Raw genomic sequence first — 20,282 nt, 5'->3', positions numbered from 1 at the left:
AGACGGCGCTGATGCATCGCAGCGTGCCGGCGTTTCCGGGCCACTTCCACTCCCGCTGCCAGTCGCGTCCGCTTGGCGGTGAGCGCAGTCGTGTTATTAGCTGTTATAGAGGCAGGTGGGGCCGTTGCAGGTGTGTGGGTCTGCAATGGTGTCCGTAACAGACTGACGCGGAGCAGGGCATGGACACTTCAAGCGAATACAGCGGTGGCTGCCAGTGCGGGGCGGTGCGGTTTCATGTGCGTGGTGCGTTGGTGGACGCTTCCATCTGCCACTGCCGCATGTGTCAGAAAGCATTCGGCGCGTATTATGCGCCGCTGGTGTCAGTGCGAGGCACCGAGTTTCGCTGGACCCGTGGCGAGCCCAAGCGCTTTGCATCGTCGACGGTCGTGCAGCGTGGGTTTTGCGCCGATTGCGGCACGCCATTGACTTATGAGGCACCCGACGGGATCTCGGTTGCAGCAGGTGCCTTCGACACGCCGGAGCAGTTGCCGCCGCATATCCAGTACGGGTTGGATCGTAAGCTGCCCTTCGTCGATAGCTTGGCGCAGCTACCCACGCGTCCACCCGAAGACGATGCCGCCGCGGAGGCGTTTTTGGCCAGCGTGGTGTCGCGGCAGCATCCGGATCACGACACTGCGCATTGGTCCGCGTGAGAAATCGCCCTGGTTTGACTGCGCTGCTGATCGCGGCATGCGAGCAGTGGCGGTATCAACTTGCCTGCGGCCGTCACTCGCCGCGGTAAGACGCGCTGGTGCACGATCTGGCAGGCTTCCATCGGCACGATGGGGTGCGCGGCCAGCATGCGTTCACTGCAGGTGTGCCATTGGCCCCGGGCGCTGCGCGTCCAGCACCGGTGCCCCTTGCAGCAACGCTTCGCTGGCATCGCCCGGGCTCCCATGCACCGGCCGTGACGTAACAGGCCGCAGGCCCTACCATTCCCTCTTTACCTCTTCGTATGTCCGCGCAATGAGCAAGCAGAACCAGTGGATCGTCGGCGTCAACGCTGTCGCCTCGTCCGTCGAGAACGACGCCGACAACGTGCGCGAGGTGTTGATCGAAGCCGGCAGCAAGAATCCGCGCCTGACCGAGATCGAGGAACAGGCACGCCGCAAGGGTATCGACGTGCGCCGGGTCAACACCCAGGCGCTTGACGGTGTGGGCGGGCAGGTGCGCCATCAGGGCGTGGCCGCGCGCTATGCCGCCGCGCGGCTGTGGGCCGAGAACGAGCTGGAAGGGCTGATCGAGGCCGCCGCAGGGCGTGCGCTGGTGCTGATCCTCGATGGCGTGCAGGACCCGCACAACCTTGGCGCGTGCCTGCGCAGTGCGGCAGCGGCCGGGGTCACTGCGGTGGTGATTCCCAAGGACAAGTCGGCCACGGTGAACGCCACCGTGCGCAAGACCTCCGCCGGTGCCGCCGACCGTATTGCGGTGGTGGCGGTGACCAACCTGGCGCGCTGCCTGCGCGATCTGCAGAAGCAGGGTGTGTGGCTGTATGGCTTGGCCGGCGAAGCAGAGGCTTCGTTGTACAGCGTGGATCTGCGCGGCAATGTCGGGCTGGTTCTGGGTGGCGAGGCCGATGGCCTGCGCCGTCTCACCCGCGAGCACTGCGACGGCCTGGTCAAGATCCCGATGCCCGGTGAAATCGAAAGCCTCAATGTGTCGGTCGCGACCGGTGTGACCTTGTTCGAGGCCGTGCGCCAGCGCCTGGGCGCGTAACGGCCCGCGTGCATCAGGCGCGAGCGCGGGCGTGCCGGCCTGGGTATCGTACGCGCGTCACGCGATGCACATCAGCTCCACTTCTTGATCGTGGCATTGCCGATGGGCATCTGCGCAATGTTCCGCGCAGATGCAGCTCGCAGACAGTGGCCTGGCCCACGCGCAGGGAGTTGCAGCAAGGCTTTCCAGACGTGCGCTTCCATCGTCGAACGCCGCGCGGCGTTTTTGCCTACCATATCGCCAGCGAACGGCGCGTTGTGTGTGATGAACGATGGGGTGGGCGCCTGGCAAACAGGCGAGAGCAGTTGCGGCGCCCAGGCGTCAGCACGACGAAGAAGTAGACAGCAGCAGCGCTGGCTCGGTGTCGGCGCCTGCCTGCTGTTGGCGCTGTGTTCGCTTGTTGCGGTTGCCTCACCGGCCGGAACGGCACGCTTGCGCGATTACGCCATCGATAGCTGGAGTTCGCGCAATGGGCTGCCGCATAACTCCTTGCGCGACATCGCCCAGACCCGCGACGGGTATCTGTGGTTCGCAACCTGGGAAGGCCTGGTGCGCTACAACGGGCTGGAATTCAGCGTGATCGACCGCAGCACGCGCCCGGGGCTGCCCGATAACGGCGTCGGCGCACTCTACGTAGATCGCGATGGCGCGCTGTGGCTGAGCGATGCGCGCGGCAACCTGGTCCGGCATGCTGCCGATGGGCAATGGCGGCAGTGGCAGCGGCAGGGGCAGTGGCCGCAGGCGTTGATCCATGCCATGACCATGGACGCTGAAGGCCGCATGTGGCTATTGTTCGAAGGGCATGGGCTGGGCTGTCTGTGGCCGGATGGGCGCTTCGACTATTTCCCGCCGCACGATGACGCGCCGCTGCAGAGCAGCTTTCCGCGCATGGTGTTCGATGCGCGGGGGCGCTTGTTGATCGGCACCTTCGATGGATTGATCTACCGCGAACCGGATGGCCGCATGCACCGCGCGCCGGCTGCATTCGGGTTTCCACCAGGGTTGGCATGGCCGTATCGCGCGACGGACGGCACGGTGTGGGTGGTTGCGGGCGATCAGCTGTTTCGCCTGCAGGGCGAGCGCGCCGAGCTGGTGCATCGGGTGCCGGGGCAGGGCCACTTCACCGCGATGCTGCAGGATCGCCACGGCGATCTGTGGCTGGGCAGCGAAAACCAGGGGCTGCTGCGGATCGGGCCGTACGGCGTGGAGCATCTGCCGGCCGGTCGCAGCCTGCCGACCGGACGCATCGTCAGCCTGCGTGAGGACGCCGAAGGCAGTATCTGGGTCGGCGCCAATGGCGGTCTGTTCCGGCTGCGCGAGACCCTGTTCAGTAGCTACAGCCAGCGCGATGGATTAAGCGGGGACTACAGCCGCGCCATGTTGGAAGACCGCGACGGCAGTCTATGGATCGCCGGAACCGTCGGCCTGGACCGGATGCTGCCGGACGGGCGCATCGTACCGGTGCCGGTGGTCACACCCTCCGGGCGACGCCTTTCGGTGCTCAGTCTGGCGTTGGACCGGCACGGCGATCTTTGGGTGGGCACCTATGCCGATGGCGTCTTCGTGTTGCGCGCTGGGCACGTGCTGCGCCATTACGGCGAGGCCGAGGGCATTCCCGGCGGGCATATCCGCGCGATCGTGATCGACGACCACGATGCGGTATGGCTGGCAACCCAGCGTGGCGTGGTGCAGCTAGTGGATGGCAGGCGCGCGCCGTTGGCGATCGAAGGCCTCCCTGCCAGCGTGGTGACCGCATTGGCCAGCGTCGATGGTGCGTTGTGGATCGGTTCGGTCGATGGTGCGGCAGTGCTAAGCAACGGCAAGCTGCGCCAGTTGAATCTGGAAAAACTGGGCGGCGCGCGCAGCGTGTTCGGTTTTCAGACCATCGGCCGCGATGTGTGGATCTCCACCGACCGCGGCCTGTATCGCGAGCGCGATGGCGTGCTTGCACGCGTGGGTCTGGAGCAGGGCATGCCGGTGGATACGGTGTTCCAGCTCATCGACGACCGGCGTGGCAATGCATGGATCAGCAGCAATCGCGGTGTGCTGCGTACCGAACTCAAGACCCTCAATGCCGTTGCCGCCGGGCATGGCACGCTCGCGACCGAACGCTATGGCGAGATCGATGGCATGGGCAATGCGCAAGCCAATGGCAGTTCCGGCCCCAGCCTGCTGCGGCGTGCCGACGGCACGGTGTGGGTGGTGACAGCTGGCGGTGTGAGCAGGGTCGACCCCTCACGCCTGCAGCGCTTTCGCGAACGTCGCCCGCCGCCGGCAGTGATCGAGAACGTGCAGCAGGATGGTCAGCCGTTGGTGGGGCGCCAGCGCGCACAACTGGCTGGCGGGCATCGCTTGAACGTGTCCTACGTCGGCATGAGCTTTCTGCTGCCGGAGCGAATCGAGTACCGCACCCGACTGGAGGGTCTGGACACTAGCTGGACCGAGCGCGGCCGGCAGCGCAGCGTGGAATTCATCGGCCTGCCGCCAGGCCGGTATCGTCTGCACGTGGCTGCGCGCCATCCGGGTGGGGCATGGAGTCCGCACGAAGCGGTGTGGGCGTTCGAGGTATTGCCGCTGTGGTGGCAACGGCAGGATGTGCGCCTGGCCGTGGCGCTGGGGACGCTCTTGTCGCTGGCCTTGCTGTATCGCGTATTGCTGCATCGCTACAAGACCCACAACGCGCGCCTGGCCGAGCTGGTGCGCAAGCGCACCGAGGACCTGCAGCGGCAGGCGCAGCGCTTGCTGCAGGCCAACCAGGAAAAGAGCGAGCTATTGACGCGTTTGCGTATCAAGTCCGATGTGTTCGAGCGCCAGGCGCACGAAGATGCGTTGACCGGGCTACCCAACCGTCGTCATTTCGACGAAGCGCTGGCGCGCGATATCAGCCGTGCACGGCGCAGTGCGCGCCCGCTGGTGCTGGCGATTCTGGATATCGATCACTTCAAGCGCATCAACGACCATTATTCGCACGCCAGCGGCGATGCGGTCCTGCACGAGGTGGGGGTGCTTCTCACGGCGGCCGCGCGCGCCTCGGATCTGCCGGCACGCCTGGGCGGCGAAGAATTCGCGCTGCTATTGGCCGACACCACGCTGGACGAGGCACAGGCACTTTGCCTGCGCATTCGCGCGCTCTTCCATGCCCGTCACAACTGGGCCAGCGTCGAGGGCTTGCAGGTGACCTTCAGCGCCGGTGTTGCCGCCCTGCGCGACGACGACACCGGCTCGTCGCTGATGCAGCGCGCCGATCACGCCTTGTACGAGGCCAAGAGCGCCGGGCGCGACCGGATCTGTGTGGGTTAGACGCCGGGATTCGGGATTCGGGATTCGGGATTTGGGATTTGGGATTCGCAACGGCAGTGCAGGCGTTCCTTCTCCTGCGGGAGAAGGTGCCCAAAAGGGCGGATGAGGGTACGGCAGCAAGCAGCAGTGCTGCGTCGTGATCAGGACGGTTGCGGCTCGTGCTTGGTAAACGTACGCGATTGGCCGCTTCAATCCAGAAACCACGACGCTTTTGCCAATCCCGAATGCCCAATCCCGAATCCCGTCCTCACACCGGCCCGGGCCAGGCGTTGGCGATCTTGCAGAACAGGCGTGCGGTCTGTTCGGTGTCGTAGACCGCGCTGTGGGCGTCGGCTGCATTCCAGTCCAGTCCTGCGGCCTGGGCGGCGCGTGCCAGCACGGTCTGGCCGTAGGCCACGCCAGCCAACGTCACCGTGTCGAATACGCTGAAGGGATGAAACGGGTTGCGTTTGTGGCCCACGCGCGCCACGGCCGCGTTGAGAAAATTCAGGTCGAAATGCGCGTTGTGGCCGACCAGGATTGCGCGCTGGCAGCCGTATTTCTTCACTGCTGCGCGCACCGGCGCAAACACATGGTCGAGCGCGTCCTTTTCCTGCTTCGCGAATCGGAATGGATGGTCGAGCACGATACCGGTGATTTCCAGCGACTTCGGGTCGATCTCCAGCCCGGGCGCCGGCACCAGGTGTGCGCTGGCGGTCTCGCCGGGAAAGAAGCGTCCGTCGGCACCCATTTCGATCGGCACGCAAGCGATCTCCAGCAGTGCGTGCTTGTTCCAGTCGAACCCGCCGGTTTCTACGTCCACCACCACGGGCAGATAGCCACGAAAGCGGCGCGACATCGGCAAAAAGGAGGGGGCAGGCTGTGCATCGACCGGTTCGTTCATCCGCATAGCCTAGCAGGTCGCACGCCGGGCTCTGCCTTGGCTGCAGGCTTGCACATCCATACCAGTGGCGGCGGTGGCCCGCATCACCCGGTGCATGACCTAACACCATGCCGTTGGCGCGCATGACCGCCCCGTGTTGGCGAGCATTTTTTTCGAACCGGGCGGCTGCGGACCATCTGCGTCGGTCGCCCCCACACCAAAATAGAAGAAGCCCGATCCGCGTTGCCACGGACCGGGCCTCACTAACGACACGGTGAGCGCGAGCGCTTAGTGTCCAGCGACGACGCTGGTGATCAACCCGGTGGCCACTGCGATCAGCACGTACGTGTTATCCACGCGACGCCATTCGTGTCCGCGCGGCGGCGGCTTGAGATGGTGCTTGTGGTAGTCGGCAACGCGGCTGCCACGATGGTCCGGCGCCAGCCGCTCGCCGCGGCGATACGGCGGGCCGCGCCGGTCGTCGCGGTGATCGTCGTGATGCGCCTTGCGGCGATCGTCGCGCCTGTCGTCATGCCTCCGGTCGCGATGGTCGTCGTGGCGGTCAGGGCCATGGTCGTCGTGACGCTGCGCGTTGCGGTCACGGTCGTGATCGAGGTCGTGCTGCTGCGGCGCTGCAAACGCTGCGCCAGAGGTCAGCAGCGTCAAGGCCATGAAAGATCCAACGAAGCGTTTCATCAGCGGACTCCTGGGTCACAGGAAATGCCTGTGCAGCTGCACGGTAGAAGTTTCAAGCTGAATACGTAATGAGAAGGCGTTCCGGCGCCTCACGGCAGCGCTGCCGCGGTCTAGACGACGCCGGTGCTGCTGGTGTCGTCGCGCTTCACGCGCGGAGGCAGGGGTTGCTCGCCATGCACTAGGAACCACACGTTCTCGGCGATGTTGGTGGCGTGGTCGCCAATGCGTTCCAGATTCTTCGCCATGAACAGCAGATGCGTACACGGGGTGATATTGCGCGGGTCTTCCATCATGTAGGTGAGCAGCTCGCGAAACAACGCGGTGTACTGCGCATCCAGGCGCGCATCTTCGTCGCGGACACGGATCGCCGCATCGGCATCCTTGTTGCGATATGCCTGTACGGCTTCTCGCACCGCATCGGCCGCCATCTGGCCGAGCGCGCGCAGGCCCACGGTCTGCGGCAGCGGCGGTGCGGAATTGAGCGCGATCGAGCGCTTGGCCACGTTGGCCGCGTAATCGCCGATACGTTCGATATCGGCCGGAATCCGCAGGCCTGCAAGAATTTCGCGCAGATCGCGCGCCATCGGGCCGCGCAATGCAAGTCGCATCACGTCGTGGCTGATCGCGTGCTCCAGCGCGTCGATCGCCTCGTCGTTGACCACGATGCGGTGCGCGGCATTGTCATCGCGACGCTCCACCACATCCAGTGCGGCTTCCAGCTGCGCCACCGCCGTCTCGCCCATGCGCACGATCTCGGCGACGAGACGGTGCTGCTCCTCGTCGTAGCTTTTGACGATATGGTCGTTGAGGTGCTGGTTCATCGTGATCTCGATTCGTGGCAGTGGTGGATGTCCGCCGTAACCTTGGCGACATGGCACATGATGCAAATGTCGTGCCGGGCGGTGCGGCGGAACTGCGTCAATGCGGCATTGCTGGCGCGCCTTACATCAACCGAAGCGGCCGGTGATGTAGTCCTCGGTCTGTTGCTTGGACGGCTGCGAAAAAATGGTTTCGGTGCGGTCATGCTCGATCAGATCGCCCAGGTACATGAAGGCGGTGTAGTCGGACACGCGCGCGGCCTGCTGCATGTTGTGGGTGACGATCACGATGGTGTAGTCGCGCTTGAGCTCTTCCACCAACTGTTCGATCCGGCTGGTGGAAATCGGGTCCAGTGCGGACGTCGGTTCGTCCAGCAACAGCACATCCGGGCGCAGTGCTACCGCACGTGCGATGCACAGGCGCTGCTGCTGGCCACCGGAAAGACCCAGCGCGCTCTGCCCCAGCTTGTCCTTCACCTCGTCCCACAGCGCGCCCTGGCGCAAGGCCTGCTCGACGCGGTTCTGCATGTCGGCCTTGGACAGTTTTTCGTGGTGGCGGATGCCGTAGGCCACGTTTTCGAAGATGGTCATCGGAAACGGCACCGGCTTCTGGAACACCATGCCCACCTTGCTGCGCAGGCGGTTCATCGGGTACTTCGGCGACAGGATGTTTTCGTTGTCCAGCAACACCTCGCCGCGCGCTTCCATCTTCGGATACAGCGCGTAGATGCGGTTGAAGATGCGCAGCAAGGTCGACTTGCCGCAGCCGGAGGGACCGATCAACGCAGTGACGCGCTTTTCGGGGATCTCGATGTTGATGCTCTTGAGCGCGTGGTACTTGTCGTAATAGAAATCCAGATTGCGTGCGGCCACCTTCACCGGCGCCTGTGCCGTCGGCGCCCCCGTGGCGGCCGGGACAGCGATGCGATGCATCGGCTTGGCGTTTTGGAGATCGTTCATGTCGGGTGTCCGGAAGGAAAGGTCAGTCATTGGAGATCTTGTTGCGCAAGAGCAGGGCGCGCGCGCCGAGGCTGACCAGCAACACGAACACGGTCAGCACCAGCGCGCCGGCCCAGGCCAGCGTCTGCCAGGTGTCGTACGGGCTGCCGGCGAATTGATTCATGATCACCGGCACGCTGGCCATTGGCTGGAAGATGTTGCTGTTCCAGTACTGGTTGCCGAATGCGGTGAACAGCAGCGGTGCGGTCTCGCCGCTGATGCGCGCCAGCGCCAGCAGCACGCCGGTGACGATGCCTGCCGATGCGCTGCGGTACAGCACCTGCACCGTGACTTTCCACTGGGGAATGCCCAGCGACAATGCCGCTTCTCGCATCTGCGCCGGCACCAACCGCAGCATTTCGTCGGTGGTGCGCACCACAACCGGCAGCACGATGAAGGCCAGCGACAGCGCACCGGCGAATGCCGAAAAGCGCCCGCCGGTCTGCATCACGTACAAGGTGTAGACGAACAGGCCCAGCACGATCGAGGGCGCCGACAACAGGATGTCGTTGACGAAGCGCACCACCACGCCGGCCTTGCGCGCGTTGCCGTACTCGGCGAGCCAGGTGCCTGCAGCGATGCCCAGCGGCGTGCCGATCGCCAGTGCCAGCCCGCACATCACCGCACTGCCGAAGAAGGCGTTGAGCAGGCCGCCTTCCTGCATCGGCGGCGGCGTCATCTTGGTAAACAGGTTGAGATCGATGCCCGGCACGCCCTTGGACACCAGCGTCCACAGGATCCAGGCCAGGAAGAACAGACCAAACAACGCAGTGACGCACGAGAGCAGCAACGCAATGGCGTTGGTGACCCGGCGGCGGTTGTACAGCGATTGCGATACCGAGGCGGCGGACATCAGTTGCCCTCCCGACGCGACAGCTGCATGAGCATGAAGCGCGCGATGGCCAGCACGATGAAGGTCACGATGAACAGCACAAAGCCCAGCAGCAGCAATGCCGACCGATAGGTTTCAGTGGCCTCGCCGAAATCGTTGGCGATCAACGCCGCGATGGTGGTGCCGGGCTCCAGCAGCGACGGCGACAGGCGCACCGTGTTACCGACCACGAAGGCCACCGCCATGGTTTCGCCCAGCGCACGCCCCAGACCCAGGAACACACCGCCGATCACCGCAGAGCGGGTGTAGGGCAGCACGATGTCCCAGCTCACTTCCCACTTGGTGGAGCCCAGCGCGTATGCCGACTCCTTCAAGCGCGTGGGCACAGTCAAAAACACTTCGCGCATCACCGAGGAGATGAAGGGAATCACCATGATTGCCAGCACGAAGCCGGCGGTCAGCAGGCCGATGCCCAACGGCGGGCCCTGAAACAACGGGCCGATCAGCGGCAGCGTGCCGAGATGATCGTTGAGCCATGGTGTGACGTGCTCGGTCATCACCGGCACCAGCACGAACAGGCCCCACATGCCGTAGATGATCGACGGGATGCCGGCCAGCAGCTCGATGGCGGTGCCGACCGGGCCACGCAGCCAGCGCGGCGCCACCTCGGTCAGAAAGAACGCGATACCGAAACTCACCGGCACCGCAATCAGCATCGCGATGACCGCGGTGACCAGGGTGCCGTAGATCGGTGCCAGCGCACCGTATTTGTTTTCGACCGGATTCCAGTCGGCCGAATAGAAGAAACTCAGGCCCTGCGTCTGCAAGGCATGGCGGCCGCCCCACAGCATCGACAGCGCCGCGCTGCCGAGCGCCAACAGGACGAAAACGACCGTAGCGGCCAGCGCAAGCTTGAACAGGCGATCGGCGCGTGCGTCGCGCAGGTCGCGGCCGCGTGGCGCGGTCATCGCTTCGGGAATGGCGGTGGCATTCATTCGATTGGACTCGTCACCCGCGCAACGGCGGGAGCGTGAGACAGCAGGAACGGCGAGGCACCTTCAGGTACCTCGCCGCAGCGCAGCCCGCCGCATGGGCGGGTGCAAGGCATTACTTGAACTCGCTGCCCCAATAGGCTTCGATCTGCTTCACCAGTTCCGGCGGCAGCGGGACGTAGTGCAATTCGCTGGCCTGGGCCTGGCCGTTTTCCAGCGCCCACTTGAAGAAGTCCAGCGTCGCCTTGCTGCGCGCGGCGTCCTTGGGCTGCTTGTGCATCAACATGAAGTTGGTCGCGGTGATCGGCCATGCCTTCTCGCCCGGCGCATTGGTGATCACCAGATTGAAGTCACGGGCGTTGGCCCAGTCGGCGCTGGCAGCGGCGGCGGCGAAGCTTTCCGCATTCGGCTCGATCCACTGGCCGGCCGCGTTCTGCAGCGAGGTGTACGGCATCTTGTTCTGCAGCGCATAGGCCAGTTCGACGTAGCCGATCGAGCCCTTGATCTGCTGCACGTACGAGGCCACGCCCTCGTTGCCCTTGCCGCCCACGCCACCCGGCCACTGCACCGAGGTGCCTTCGCCGACCTTGCTCTTCCACTCCGGGCTGACCTTGGACAGGTAGTTGGAGAAGTTGAAGGTGGTGCCCGAACCATCCGAGCGATGCACCAGGTTGATCTTGGTGGCGGGCAGGGTCACGCCCGGGTTGGCCGCGACAATGGCCGCGTCGTTCCACATCGTGACCTTGCCCAGGAAGATGTCGCCCAGCAGGGCGCCGGTCAGGCGCAGCTTGCCCGGCGCGATGCCTTCCAGATTCACCACCGGCACCACGCCGCCGATGGCGGACGGGAACTGGCCCAGGCCAGCCTGTTGCAGTTCGGCGCTGTCCAGCGGCTTGTCGGTCGAACCGAAATCCACCGTGCCGGCCTTGATCTGCGCAATGCCGCCGCCGGAGCCGATCGACTGGTAGTTGACCTTGTTGCCGGTGGCGGCGTTGTAGTCGGCCGACCACTTGGACACCAGCGGATAGATGAAGGAAGCACCGGCGCCGGAAATTTCAGCGCCCTTGCTGTCGCTGGCGGCGGCGCTTGCGGCCGGCGCGCCCTTTGCGGCGTCCGCGGACTGCGCGTCCTTGCCGGGCGAGCACGCGGCCAGGGCAAGGGCAAGGGCAATGGTGAGGGACAGGGCGGTCAGGCTGGCCGACTGCAATTTCATGGAAGCTCCGAGGCTGGATTGGCCGGTGTCTCCGGCAGGCCACGCTATGAAATGATGTTTTTGTTACACCTGCATGACAGTGCCTTCTGGCCAACGCATCACAAAAAAAGACGCGGACCACGGAGGGCGTTGCACCCTCCGGGATCCGCGTCCCGGGGCCGACGCCGGGGAGAGAGACGGCGTCGTTCCGTCACGCGTTTTCGTGATTGCTGCCGAGCCTCGGTGCGGGCCACTTGGTTGCCATTTCAGGCGGCCATGCAGGTCGCCGGCATGGACCAGATAACCGCCCATGCCGTTTCAAGCATGGCTTGCCCACCTTGGCGCTACACCAGAGCCCTGCGCCGTAATTAGTGCGGCAGATTCTTGGCCCAGTACGCCTCGATCTGGGTCACCAGCGTGTCCGGCAGCGGCACGTAGTCCAGCTGTTTGGCCTGCGCATCGCCCTTGGTGTAGACCCAGCGGAAGAATTCCAGCGTGTTCTTCAGGCCAGCCGGGTTCTTCGGCTTTTTCTGCACCAGAATGAAATTGGTCGCCGTGATCGGCCAGGCGTTATCGCCGGCCGCGTTGGTCATCACCAGATAAAAGTCCTTGGCCGTGCCCCAGTCGGCGCTGTTGGCAGCGGCGGCGAAGGTTTCATCCGACGGCTGCACGAACTTGCCGGCCGCGTTCTTCATTGCGGTGTAGGCCATCTTGTTCTGCAGCGCGTACGACAGCTCGACATAGCCGATGCCGCCCTTGATCTGCTTCACGTAGGCAGCCACGCCCTCGTTGCCCTTGCCGCCAATGCCGGTCGGCCACTGCACGGCAGTCCCTTCGCCAACCTTGCTCTTCCAGTCAGGATTGACCTTGGACAGGTAGTTGGTGAAGTTGAAGCTGGTGCCCGAGCCGTCGGAGCGGTGCACCACGGTGATCTTGCCTCCCGGCAGTTTCACGCCCGGGTTGAGCGCGGCGATGGCCGGGTCGTTCCAGGTGCTGACCTTGCCCAGGAAGATGTCGCCCAGGGTCTTGCCGTCCAGCTTCAGCGCGCCTGCCGCCACGCCGGGCACGTTGACCACCGGCACCACGCCGCCGATCACCGAGGGAAACTGCGCCAGGCCGGCCGCGGCCAGTTCTTCCGGCTTGAGCGGGGCGTCGGACGAGCCGAAGTCCACGCTGGCCGCCTTGATCTGGGCAATGCCGCCGCCAGAACCGATCGATTGATAGTTGACCTGCTTCTTGTTGGCGGCGTTGTAGTCGGCCGACCACTTGGACATCACCGGGTAGATGAACGACGCACCGGCACCGGTGACATCGGCAGCCTGGGCGCACAGTGCCAGCGAGGCGGCGAGTACGCCGACGGCCAGACGGGTCTTGAAGGAGTGGATCACGGAACAGCTCCTGTAGCGAAGGGATGAGGACGTCCCGCCGTGGTGCCATTGCAGGGCAACGGCATGACCATGCGGTGTCTGGGACATGACAGGCCGATGACGGCGTTGCGCCGTCGGATGTTTGGGCCGGTAGGAAGTGGCGGCAGCGACGCACTTACCAGTAGAACTGCGCGCGTGCTTCGATGATCGACGGATTGTCGTCGACCAGACCGCGCGTGCTGCTGTTGTACCGGGTGCTGTCGACCTTGGCGTAGTCGAGCGCGAACTTGAAATTGGAGCGCCAGTACCAGTTCGCGCCGACCGTCCAGATGTTCATCTTGCCGCCCAGCACGCCATCGACAAACGGCGTGTTGCCATTGGCGACCAGGTGGCCATCGTTGAGGTCGAGGGTGTCGTAGCGCACCGCCAGCTGCCACATGCCCGATGCCGGCTCGTTGGGCAGCGGGGTGGTCGGCACGCCAGCCTTGTAGCCCCAGGTTTCGCCGGTGAGGTTCCAGACGCCGCTCACGTACCAGCCGTCGCTCTTGTAGTCATGCGCATTGGCACCGATGCGGTTGGCGTTTTCCTGGAAGTACTCGCTCTGCAGCTTGAACGGCCCGGTGATCCACATCGCCTCGGCACCGGCCACGCCGACGTTGTCCACATTGGTGATGGCGCCGCTGTCGATCAGGCGAACCGTGGTCAGGTCCGCGTCGGGGCGTGCGCGCAGGCGCAAGGTGTCGTCGTCGGTGTCGTAGGCGAGGTAGCTCAGGCCGAAGTGCAGCACGTTGCCAGTCTCGTTGATCGGCGCCCAGGTGCCACGCGCGCCATAGCCGTTGCCGTGCGCCTGGTTACGGGTCAGCTCGCGGCCGAATGCACTGGCGGTCACGCTCCAGTTATTGTCGCCCATGCCATAGGCCACGCCCAAGCGGCGCGAGATGCCATAGGTGTTCGTCACCGACGCCTTCGACACGAAGTCGTTGTTCTTGGTGCTGGACAGTTCTTCCAGGCTGTTGGGCTGCTTGAACTGGCCGATCTGCAGGTAATTGTTCGCGTTGCCGCCGAACTTGTACTTGATGTTGTTGTCCAGGAACCGGCCGGTGCTGCGAATGGTGGTGCCACGGATGGTGACTTCCTTCAGCACGCTCGGGTCGTAGCCGGCGACCCATTCGAAGTTGCCCGGGCCCTTGCCCTTGAGGACCAGCTCGGCGCGCCGGATGCTGAATTCGGAATTGTCGCCATTGGCGCCGATCGGACCATTGAGGTCCTGCACATCGTTGTGGAACCAGTTGCCGTCGGCCTGGACCAGGCCTTCCAGCGAGATTTCCGAACCGCCGATCACATCGATGGCGATCTCGGCGTGTGCTGCAGGAGCGGCCAGTGCCAGCAGCAGCGCGGAACCAAGCAGGGTGGGAGCGAGTTTCATAGATGCCTTGCGACCTGAGAAAGTGGACGCAGGCTAGGGTGTGAAGGTTGCGTTAATGTGACAAGACAACAGAAACGTAATAAGTGATTTTTGCCAATAAAGACAAGAGTTTACGAGTGTTTAAACTATGTCATCGTGTGTCAAAAAGCTGAACGGCGATGATTCATGACAGCACGCTGCGCCGACCTCAAATCCTTGAATTTGCAAGCGGCGCCGCTGACGGCCTGAACTGGAGCCACGTCAGCCTGAACATATGCGTCAGTTTGTGCGGCGCACCACTTGCATGCGTGGCGTCAAAATTGTTAGCTTCGAGGCCATGTTTACTCGATTCCTCCAAATGCTGTTGGTCTGCCTGCTCGCGCTCTCCGCGTGGTCGGCAGCCAACGCGCACGCGCGCATGCATGATGCGTTCGTGGGCGACGGCTTGGCGGTCATGGTGGATGCTGGCGAAGAACGCGATGCAGTTGAAGATCCGCAGGACGACGGCGATACACAGAGCCAAGTCGACACACAGCCTGCAGACGATATCCCCTTGCTCTCCCAAGCATGGCCGATGCTGGCGCGGTATTCCCCCTCTTGGCATGCGCATCACGCGCCGGCAAATCAAAAACGCGACCTGATCCCACAGCTGCGTCCTCCAAACGCACTGCTTGGCTGATCCCCGCTGTCGCTCCACCCGGTGCGTTCCGCGCCGGATTCCTACTTGATTTGTTTGTCTTTGCAATTCGCGGTTTGCGCCGCGGACGGCTATTCGTTGCCTAGAGGAATCTCCCATGGAAAGTTTGCTAGAAGGTTTTCGTCATTTCCGTAAGGAAGTCTATCCGCGCCAGAGTGCGCGCTTTCAGGAACTGGCGGGCGGCCAGAGCCCGCATACGCTGTTCATCACCTGCGCAGATTCGCGCGTCATGCCGGAGCTGATCTTCTCCGCACAGCCAGGCGAACTGTTCGTCTATCGCAATATCGGTAATGTGGTGCCGCCGTACTCGCAACATGTCAGTGGCGTGGTGGCAGCGATCGAATACGCCATCGCAGTGCTGGGCGTGCGCCATATCGTGATCTGCGGTCATACCGACTGTGGCGCGATGAAGGCAGTGCTCAAGCCGGAGTCGCTGGAAGACGTGCCCTCCGTGGCAGCGTGGCTCAAGCACACCGATGCGGCGCGTCATGTCACCGCGCATCACGGGCACGATCCACAGAGCCCGGATGCGTTGAGCTGCATGACCGAAGAGAACGTGGTCTCGCAGCTGGACCATCTGCGCACGCAGCCGGTGGTGGCAGCACGCCTGGCGGCAGGCACCTTGCGCATCCACGGCTGGATCTACGATATCGCCCACGGGGAGATCCGCGCCTTCGATGCCGAGAAGGGTGGCTTCCGGCCACTGCTGGCCGAAAGCACCCCCGAAGCCACTCCACGCCCGCGACTGCAGCAAGTCGTGCGCGCTGAACTCGCCTGACGGAGCCTGCCATGAACACATCAGGTATCGGCGGATACTTCCGTCAGGGACTGTTCGGGCGTGATTTATTGGCGTCTGTAGTGGTTTTTCTTGTTGCGCTGCCGCTGTGCATGGGTATCGCGATCGCATCCGGCATGCCGCCCGCCGCAGGTCTGATCACCGGCATCGTTGGTGGTCTGGTCGTCGGCTTTCTGGCGGGTTCCCCGCTGCAGGTGAGCGGACCGGCCGCCGGCCTGGCTGTGTTGGTGTTCGAACTGGTCCGGGAGCACGGCGCTGTTGCGCTCGGGCCGGTGATCTTGGTGGCCGGTGCGATTCAGCTGATTGCCGGTCTGTGCCGCGCAGGCGTCTGGTTCCGGATGACATCGCCGGCCGTGGTGGCCGGCATGCTGTCGGGCATCGGCATCCTGATCGTGGCCTCGCAGGCACACGTGTTGATGGATGCCGCGCCCAAGGCACGCGGTCTGGAAAACTTCGCCGCATTGCCTGGCGTGTTGTGGCAGGCCATCAGCGAGGGGACCGGCCGTAATGCGCTGTTCGTGGGTCTGGCGACGATCGGTATCATCCTGGCCTGGGACAAGCTGCGCCCGCAGCGTCTGCGGTTTCTGCCGGGTGCATTGATCGCGGTGGTAGTTGTCACCGCGACCGTGCAGTTGCAAGGCTTGAACGTCAATAAGGTCGACGTGCCGACCAACCTGTTCTCTGCGATCAGCATCCCCAGCATTTCCGACATCTTTGGCGTGTTCAACCACACCTTGCTGGTCTCGGCTGTGACCTTCGCCTTCATCGCCAGCGCCGAAACCTTGCTGTCGGCGGCGGCGGTGGACCGTATGCATCAAGGCGCACGGACGCAATACGACCGTGAGCTGGCGGCGCAGGGCGTGGGCAATATGCTCTGCGGCTTCCTGGGTGCTTTGCCGATGACCGGCGTGATCGTGCGCAGCGCGGCCAATGTGCAGGCCGGTGCGGCAACGCGTGCATCGACCATCCTGCACGGCAGCTGGCTGCTGGTGTTCGCCATGCTGTTGCCGTGGCTGTTGCGGATGACGCCGGTGGCGTGCCTGGCTGGCATCCTGGTCTATACCGGCGTGAAGATGATCAAGATCGGGCAGGTCAAGGAGCTGGCGACCTACGGTCGCGGAACGGCCGCGATCTACCTGGCGACCACCTTCGCGATCGTGGCCACCGACCTGCTGACCGGCGTGCTGATCGGCTTCGGTCTGTCGCTGTTCCGTCTGGCACTGCATTCTTCGCGTCTGAAGGTGGAGGTGCGCGAGCACGCCGACAAGAAGGACGAAATGCATCTGACCCTGCAGGGTTCGGCCACCTTCCTGAAGGTGCCGGCGATGGCACGTACGCTGGAAAGCGTGCCGCCGAACACTGCGCTGCATCTGGATGTGGCCAAGCTGCACCACGTCGATCATGCCTGCATCGAGTTGTTGCGCGACTGGAGCCGCAATGCAGCCTCGCGCGGCTGCGAACTGGTGGTGGACTGGAAGGAACTGGATCGACGTGTCGAAGGCCAGCCCACGGTGGATGGCGCGCTGGTGGAACAGCGCGTCGAACAGGCGAAGGCTGCGTAAAGTGTCGTAAACGCCCGGCGTTCGCGCCGGGTGACCCCTATCGTGATCGGATGATGCATGGCGCCGATAGACGCATCATCCGGTCGCGATTTTCTTTGGGCGGGAGTGGGGATTCGGGATCGTAAAAGCTTGCGGCCTTGCGGTTGCTGCGCATGGATCAGGGCGCGCGGTTACGTCGTTGCTTCGGCTACATTGCTGCCTCAACTCCTGGTTTTTGCTTGCCGCTCAGGGGCCGGCGGCGTCTTGTCGCGATAGCGGCATAGATCGTGGATCACGCAGCCCGGGCAATCCGGCCTGCGTGCCTTGCAGACGTAGCGTCCGTGCAGGATCAGCCAGTGATGCGCATCGTGCAGGAATTCGGCCGGAATCACCTTGACCAACTTGTCTTCGACCGCGCGCACGTCCTTGCCTGGCGCAAGACCGGTTCGGTTGGAAACGCGAAAGATATGCGTGTCCACGGCCATGGCGGGCTCGCCGAAGGCGGTGTTGAGCACCACGTTTGCGGTCTTGCGGCCAACGCCGGGCAGCGCTTCCAGTGCGGCGCGATCATGCGGCACGTCGCCACCATAGCGCTCCAGCAGGATGCGGCAGGTGGCGATGACGTTCTTGGCCTTGGCGTTGAACAGGCCGATGGTGGAGATATATCGCTTCAGGCCTTCTTCGCCGAGATCGAGAATGTCGCGCGGGGTATTGGCCACCGGATATAGCTTGCGGGTCGCCTTGTTGACGCCGACATCGGTGGCTTGCGCCGACAGCAGCACCGCGATCAATAACTCGAATGGGGTGGTGTATTCCAACTCGGTGGTGGGGTGCGGATTGAGTTCGCGCAGGCGCGCGAACATTTCCTGTATCTCGGGCTTGCGCATGCTGCTGCCACGACGCGCCGGCGCCGTTGTCTGAGGTATGTTCATGGCTGCGCTCCGCCAGCGGCTTTCGCCTTTGCGCGTGCCAGGATGGCAGCGGCCAGCGGCGGCAGTGCGGGCGTTGCCGGTTGGCTGGGTGCCGGGGCGGGCGCCCTGCGCGCGTCGCGTTCGGCAGCCCGACGGTGCAGGCGAGCGGAGCGCGCGCGATAGCGTTCGCGCGCGGCCCAGGCGTCTCGTAGACGGCGTTGCGCGCTTAGCAACGTGGCGCAGACCTGCGGGTAGTCGGCGTCCAGCGCGTCGTGCTGCGGGTCGGGCAGATACGCCATCAAGCCGAGTGCCAGCGCACGATCCAGGTCGTCGGCCTGCACACAATCGAACAACAGCAGCGGCAATGGACGCGATTCCGGGGTGGGGTCGAGCGTCATGGCGATATCAACGATTGCGGAACTGGGCAGGGCGTTTGTCGAGAAACGCGCGAGTGCCTTCGCGCATATCGTCAGTGGCGAATAACAACGCAAATTGCGCGGTTTCCAGCTGCAGGCCCTCTTCGATGGCGCATTCGCCGCCGAACACCACCGCATCGAGAATGCCGCGCAGCGCCAGCGGCGCGGCGGTTGCCAGGCGTTGCGCCAGCGCCAGCGTCTCTTCGTGCAGCGCATCCGCTTCGACCACGCGATTGACCAGGCCCAGTTGCAATGCGCGGGCTGCGTCGATCGGCAGGCCGAGCAGACACAGTTCCAGCGCTGCGGCGCGACCGGTGAGACGCAGCAGGCGCTGCGTGCCGCCAAAGCCGGGAATCAGGCCGAGATTGATTTCAGGTTGCCCCAGGCGCGCTGTTGCTGCGGCGATGCGCAGGTGGCACGCCATCGCCAGCTCCAGGCCACCGCCCAGCGTAAAGCCATTGATCATCGCGATCACCGGCTTGGGCATGCGCTCGATCCGGCGCATCAGCCGCTGGCCCAGCAGCGAGAATTCGCGGCCCTGGATTGCCGACAGATCGCTCATTTCCGCGATATCCGCACCCGCCACGAAGGCCTTGGGGCCGGCGCCGGTGAGAATCACGGCGCGTACATCGTCCGCAGCGGCTGCGTCTTGGAACGCCTGATCCAGCGCCTGCATGGTCGCCTGGTTCAAGGCGTTCAGTTTGTCCGGCCGGTTGACCGTAATGGTCCGGACGCTGGCGTGATCGGCGATCAGAATGACGTGATTGGACATGTGAACCCTTGCGAACGTAAAAAAATAGTAAATGCGGAACTTCCGAAAGCCTTGCTGGTCCTAGCTTTCGCGATAAGTAGCGGTTCGGTATCGCGGCCGTTATCCTAGCGCGTCATCTCAGGCGGCAGACCCGTCCTGTGCCACCACCCTGGAGAATTGTTTGATGAAGTTGCGTTCTATCGCGGTCGCCGTGGCGGCCCTGGCCCTGACGGGCAATGCACTGGCCCAGGACACGACGTCCGAGAAGGGCAAGTTGAGCTATTACTTCGGCTATGACTACGGCAACAATCTTGCCGAGCTCACCGGCCGCGGCGAGCAGCTCGACATCAACTCGGTGGTAAAGGGTCTGCAGGACGCCTATGCCAAGAAGCAGCCGGCGATCACTGCCGACCAGCTGAAGCCGGCAGTTGAAGCGTTCCAGAAGCGCGAGCAGGGCCGTGCCCAGCAGGCCAAGGCCGAGTACGACAAGGCCGCTGCGGCCAACAAGACCAAGAGCGATGCGTTCCTGGCCAAGAACAAGAGCACCGCTGGCGTGCAGACGCTGCCGAGCGGCGTGCAGTACCGCGTGATCGAAGCCGGCAAGGGCGCCAAGCCGACCCAGGCCAGCACCGTGCAGCTGGAAGTGGCCGGTCCATTCCCCTTCGGCGACCGCGAGAAGGCGCGTCCGGCGCAGCAGATCCCGGCCATCAAGGTCAGCGAGGTCGAAATGCAGGCCATGCGCGACACGCTGCTGCAGATGCCGGCCGGCTCGAAGTGGGAAGTGACCCTGCCGCCGGAAAAGGCCTACGGCGCCGATCCGCGTACCCCGTTCCCGCCGAACGTGGCTGTGCAGTTCGAGATCAAGCTGGTCAGCGTCAAGTAATTGCACGCGATGTTGCTGCCACAACGCCGGCCACCAGGCCGGCGTTGTCGTTTTGGTCTGGCGATTGTCTGAAGAGAGCGATGCAACGATGCAGCGGCCGCAGGACCA

At 64.1% G+C, this 20,282-nt stretch carries 19 protein-coding genes; 7 read left to right on the top strand and 12 right to left on the bottom strand.

The window, feature by feature from the left end; genetic code table 11:
* The first annotated feature begins 179 nt into the window (after positions 1–179).
* From J7367_RS04065 to J7367_RS04055, 3 genes are all read left to right on the top strand, one after another.
* On the top strand, positions 180–653 hold the full coding sequence (locus tag J7367_RS04065; RefSeq protein ID WP_057660246.1) for a GFA family protein: 474 nt from the start codon (positions 180–182) through the stop codon (positions 651–653).
* A gap of 313 nt (positions 654–966) precedes the next feature.
* Entirely contained in the window at positions 967–1,716 is a 750-nt protein-coding gene (rlmB, locus tag J7367_RS04060; protein ID WP_007966215.1) for a 23S rRNA (guanosine(2251)-2'-O)-methyltransferase RlmB, read from the top strand.
* Between the two features lie 264 nt (positions 1,717–1,980).
* Entirely contained in the window at positions 1,981–5,016 is a 3,036-nt protein-coding gene (locus J7367_RS04055; protein WP_057660244.1) for a ligand-binding sensor domain-containing diguanylate cyclase, read from the top strand.
* Positions 5,017–5,263: 247 nt separating this feature from the next.
* Here the strand turns inward: J7367_RS04055 and rnt are convergent, their stop codons facing one another.
* The 9 genes from rnt to J7367_RS04010 all read right to left on the bottom strand — a co-directional run bounded on the left by rnt (position 5,264) and on the right by J7367_RS04010 (position 14,200).
* A complete protein-coding gene (gene rnt / locus J7367_RS04050) occupies positions 5,264–5,905 on the bottom strand; it encodes a ribonuclease T (RefSeq protein ID WP_005913796.1) in 642 nt (213 codons plus the stop codon).
* A 261-nt stretch (positions 5,906–6,166) separates the two neighbouring features.
* A complete protein-coding gene (locus J7367_RS04045; protein ID WP_057660242.1) occupies positions 6,167–6,574 on the bottom strand; it encodes an RcnB family protein in 408 nt (135 codons plus the stop codon).
* A gap of 110 nt (positions 6,575–6,684) precedes the next feature.
* The gene (gene phoU / locus J7367_RS04040; RefSeq protein WP_003487149.1) at positions 6,685–7,395 is read right to left on the bottom strand and encodes a phosphate signaling complex protein PhoU; all 711 of its coding nucleotides are present in this window, start codon (positions 7,393–7,395) and stop codon (positions 6,685–6,687) included.
* Positions 7,396–7,521: 126 nt separating this feature from the next.
* Positions 7,522–8,352 (bottom strand): phosphate ABC transporter ATP-binding protein PstB, encoded by an 831-nt coding sequence (gene pstB / locus J7367_RS04035; protein WP_005913798.1) that lies wholly within the window; start codon positions 8,350–8,352, stop codon positions 7,522–7,524.
* A 22-nt stretch (positions 8,353–8,374) separates the two neighbouring features.
* Complete coding sequence (gene pstA, locus J7367_RS04030) at positions 8,375–9,244, bottom strand: phosphate ABC transporter permease PstA (RefSeq protein WP_005913799.1); 870 nt, start codon at positions 9,242–9,244, stop codon at positions 8,375–8,377.
* Positions 9,244–10,218 carry a phosphate ABC transporter permease subunit PstC gene (gene pstC, locus J7367_RS04025; RefSeq protein WP_007971998.1) on the bottom strand — a complete coding sequence of 325 codons (975 nt, stop codon included), beginning with the start codon at positions 10,216–10,218 and terminating at the stop codon, positions 9,244–9,246. The genes pstA and pstC overlap by 1 nt, the downstream gene beginning before the upstream one ends.
* A gap of 112 nt (positions 10,219–10,330) precedes the next feature.
* Positions 10,331–11,428, bottom strand: a complete 1,098-nt coding sequence (gene pstS / locus J7367_RS04020; RefSeq protein WP_057660240.1) for a phosphate ABC transporter substrate-binding protein PstS — start codon at positions 11,426–11,428, stop codon at positions 10,331–10,333.
* A 347-nt stretch (positions 11,429–11,775) separates the two neighbouring features.
* Positions 11,776–12,795 carry a phosphate ABC transporter substrate-binding protein PstS gene (gene pstS, locus J7367_RS04015; RefSeq protein ID WP_057660239.1) on the bottom strand — a complete coding sequence of 340 codons (1,020 nt, stop codon included), beginning with the start codon at positions 12,793–12,795 and terminating at the stop codon, positions 11,776–11,778.
* A 154-nt stretch (positions 12,796–12,949) separates the two neighbouring features.
* On the bottom strand, positions 12,950–14,200 hold the full coding sequence (locus J7367_RS04010; RefSeq protein ID WP_003487161.1) for an OprO/OprP family phosphate-selective porin: 1,251 nt from the start codon (positions 14,198–14,200) through the stop codon (positions 12,950–12,952).
* Between the two features lie 337 nt (positions 14,201–14,537).
* Here J7367_RS04010 and J7367_RS04005 point away from each other — a divergent pair, with 337 nt between their 5' ends.
* The 3 genes from J7367_RS04005 (at position 14,538) to J7367_RS03995 (ending at position 17,234) form a co-directional block, all read left to right on the top strand.
* Complete coding sequence (locus tag J7367_RS04005; RefSeq protein WP_033481354.1) at positions 14,538–14,858, top strand: hypothetical protein; 321 nt, start codon at positions 14,538–14,540, stop codon at positions 14,856–14,858.
* 115 nt (positions 14,859–14,973) lie between these two features.
* Positions 14,974–15,654: a carbonic anhydrase gene (locus J7367_RS04000; protein WP_022559631.1), complete on the top strand. Its 681-nt coding sequence runs from the start codon at positions 14,974–14,976 to the stop codon at positions 15,652–15,654.
* An 11-nt stretch (positions 15,655–15,665) separates the two neighbouring features.
* Positions 15,666–17,234 carry a SulP family inorganic anion transporter gene (locus J7367_RS03995; protein WP_007971991.1) on the top strand — a complete coding sequence of 523 codons (1,569 nt, stop codon included), beginning with the start codon at positions 15,666–15,668 and terminating at the stop codon, positions 17,232–17,234.
* A gap of 200 nt (positions 17,235–17,434) precedes the next feature.
* Here J7367_RS03995 and nth read toward each other — a convergent pair whose 3' ends face one another.
* The 3 genes from nth to J7367_RS03980 are packed head-to-tail and all read right to left on the bottom strand — an operon-like array spanning position 17,435 to position 19,312.
* The gene (nth, locus tag J7367_RS03990) at positions 17,435–18,145 is read right to left on the bottom strand and encodes an endonuclease III (protein ID WP_057660238.1); all 711 of its coding nucleotides are present in this window, start codon (positions 18,143–18,145) and stop codon (positions 17,435–17,437) included.
* Positions 18,142–18,522 (bottom strand): hypothetical protein, encoded by a 381-nt coding sequence (locus J7367_RS03985; protein ID WP_033481353.1) that lies wholly within the window; start codon positions 18,520–18,522, stop codon positions 18,142–18,144. The genes nth and J7367_RS03985 overlap by 4 nt, the downstream gene beginning before the upstream one ends.
* Positions 18,523–18,529: 7 nt before the next feature.
* Positions 18,530–19,312, bottom strand: coding sequence for an enoyl-CoA hydratase-related protein (locus tag J7367_RS03980; protein ID WP_007966234.1), 783 nt, complete (start codon positions 19,310–19,312; stop codon positions 18,530–18,532).
* 163 nt (positions 19,313–19,475) lie between these two features.
* Between J7367_RS03980 and J7367_RS03975 the strand changes: the two genes are divergently transcribed.
* Entirely contained in the window at positions 19,476–20,174 is a 699-nt protein-coding gene (locus J7367_RS03975) for an FKBP-type peptidyl-prolyl cis-trans isomerase N-terminal domain-containing protein (RefSeq protein WP_004429231.1), read from the top strand.
* The last annotated feature ends 108 nt before the right edge of the window (positions 20,175–20,282 follow it).

Source organism: Xanthomonas sp. D-36-1, assembly GCF_017746155.1.
In the GTDB taxonomy this organism is placed as follows: domain Bacteria; phylum Pseudomonadota; class Gammaproteobacteria; order Xanthomonadales; family Xanthomonadaceae; genus Xanthomonas; species Xanthomonas cissicola.
Note: the sequence above shows the minus strand (reverse complement) of the source record. Positions and strands in the feature narration are given on the sequence as shown.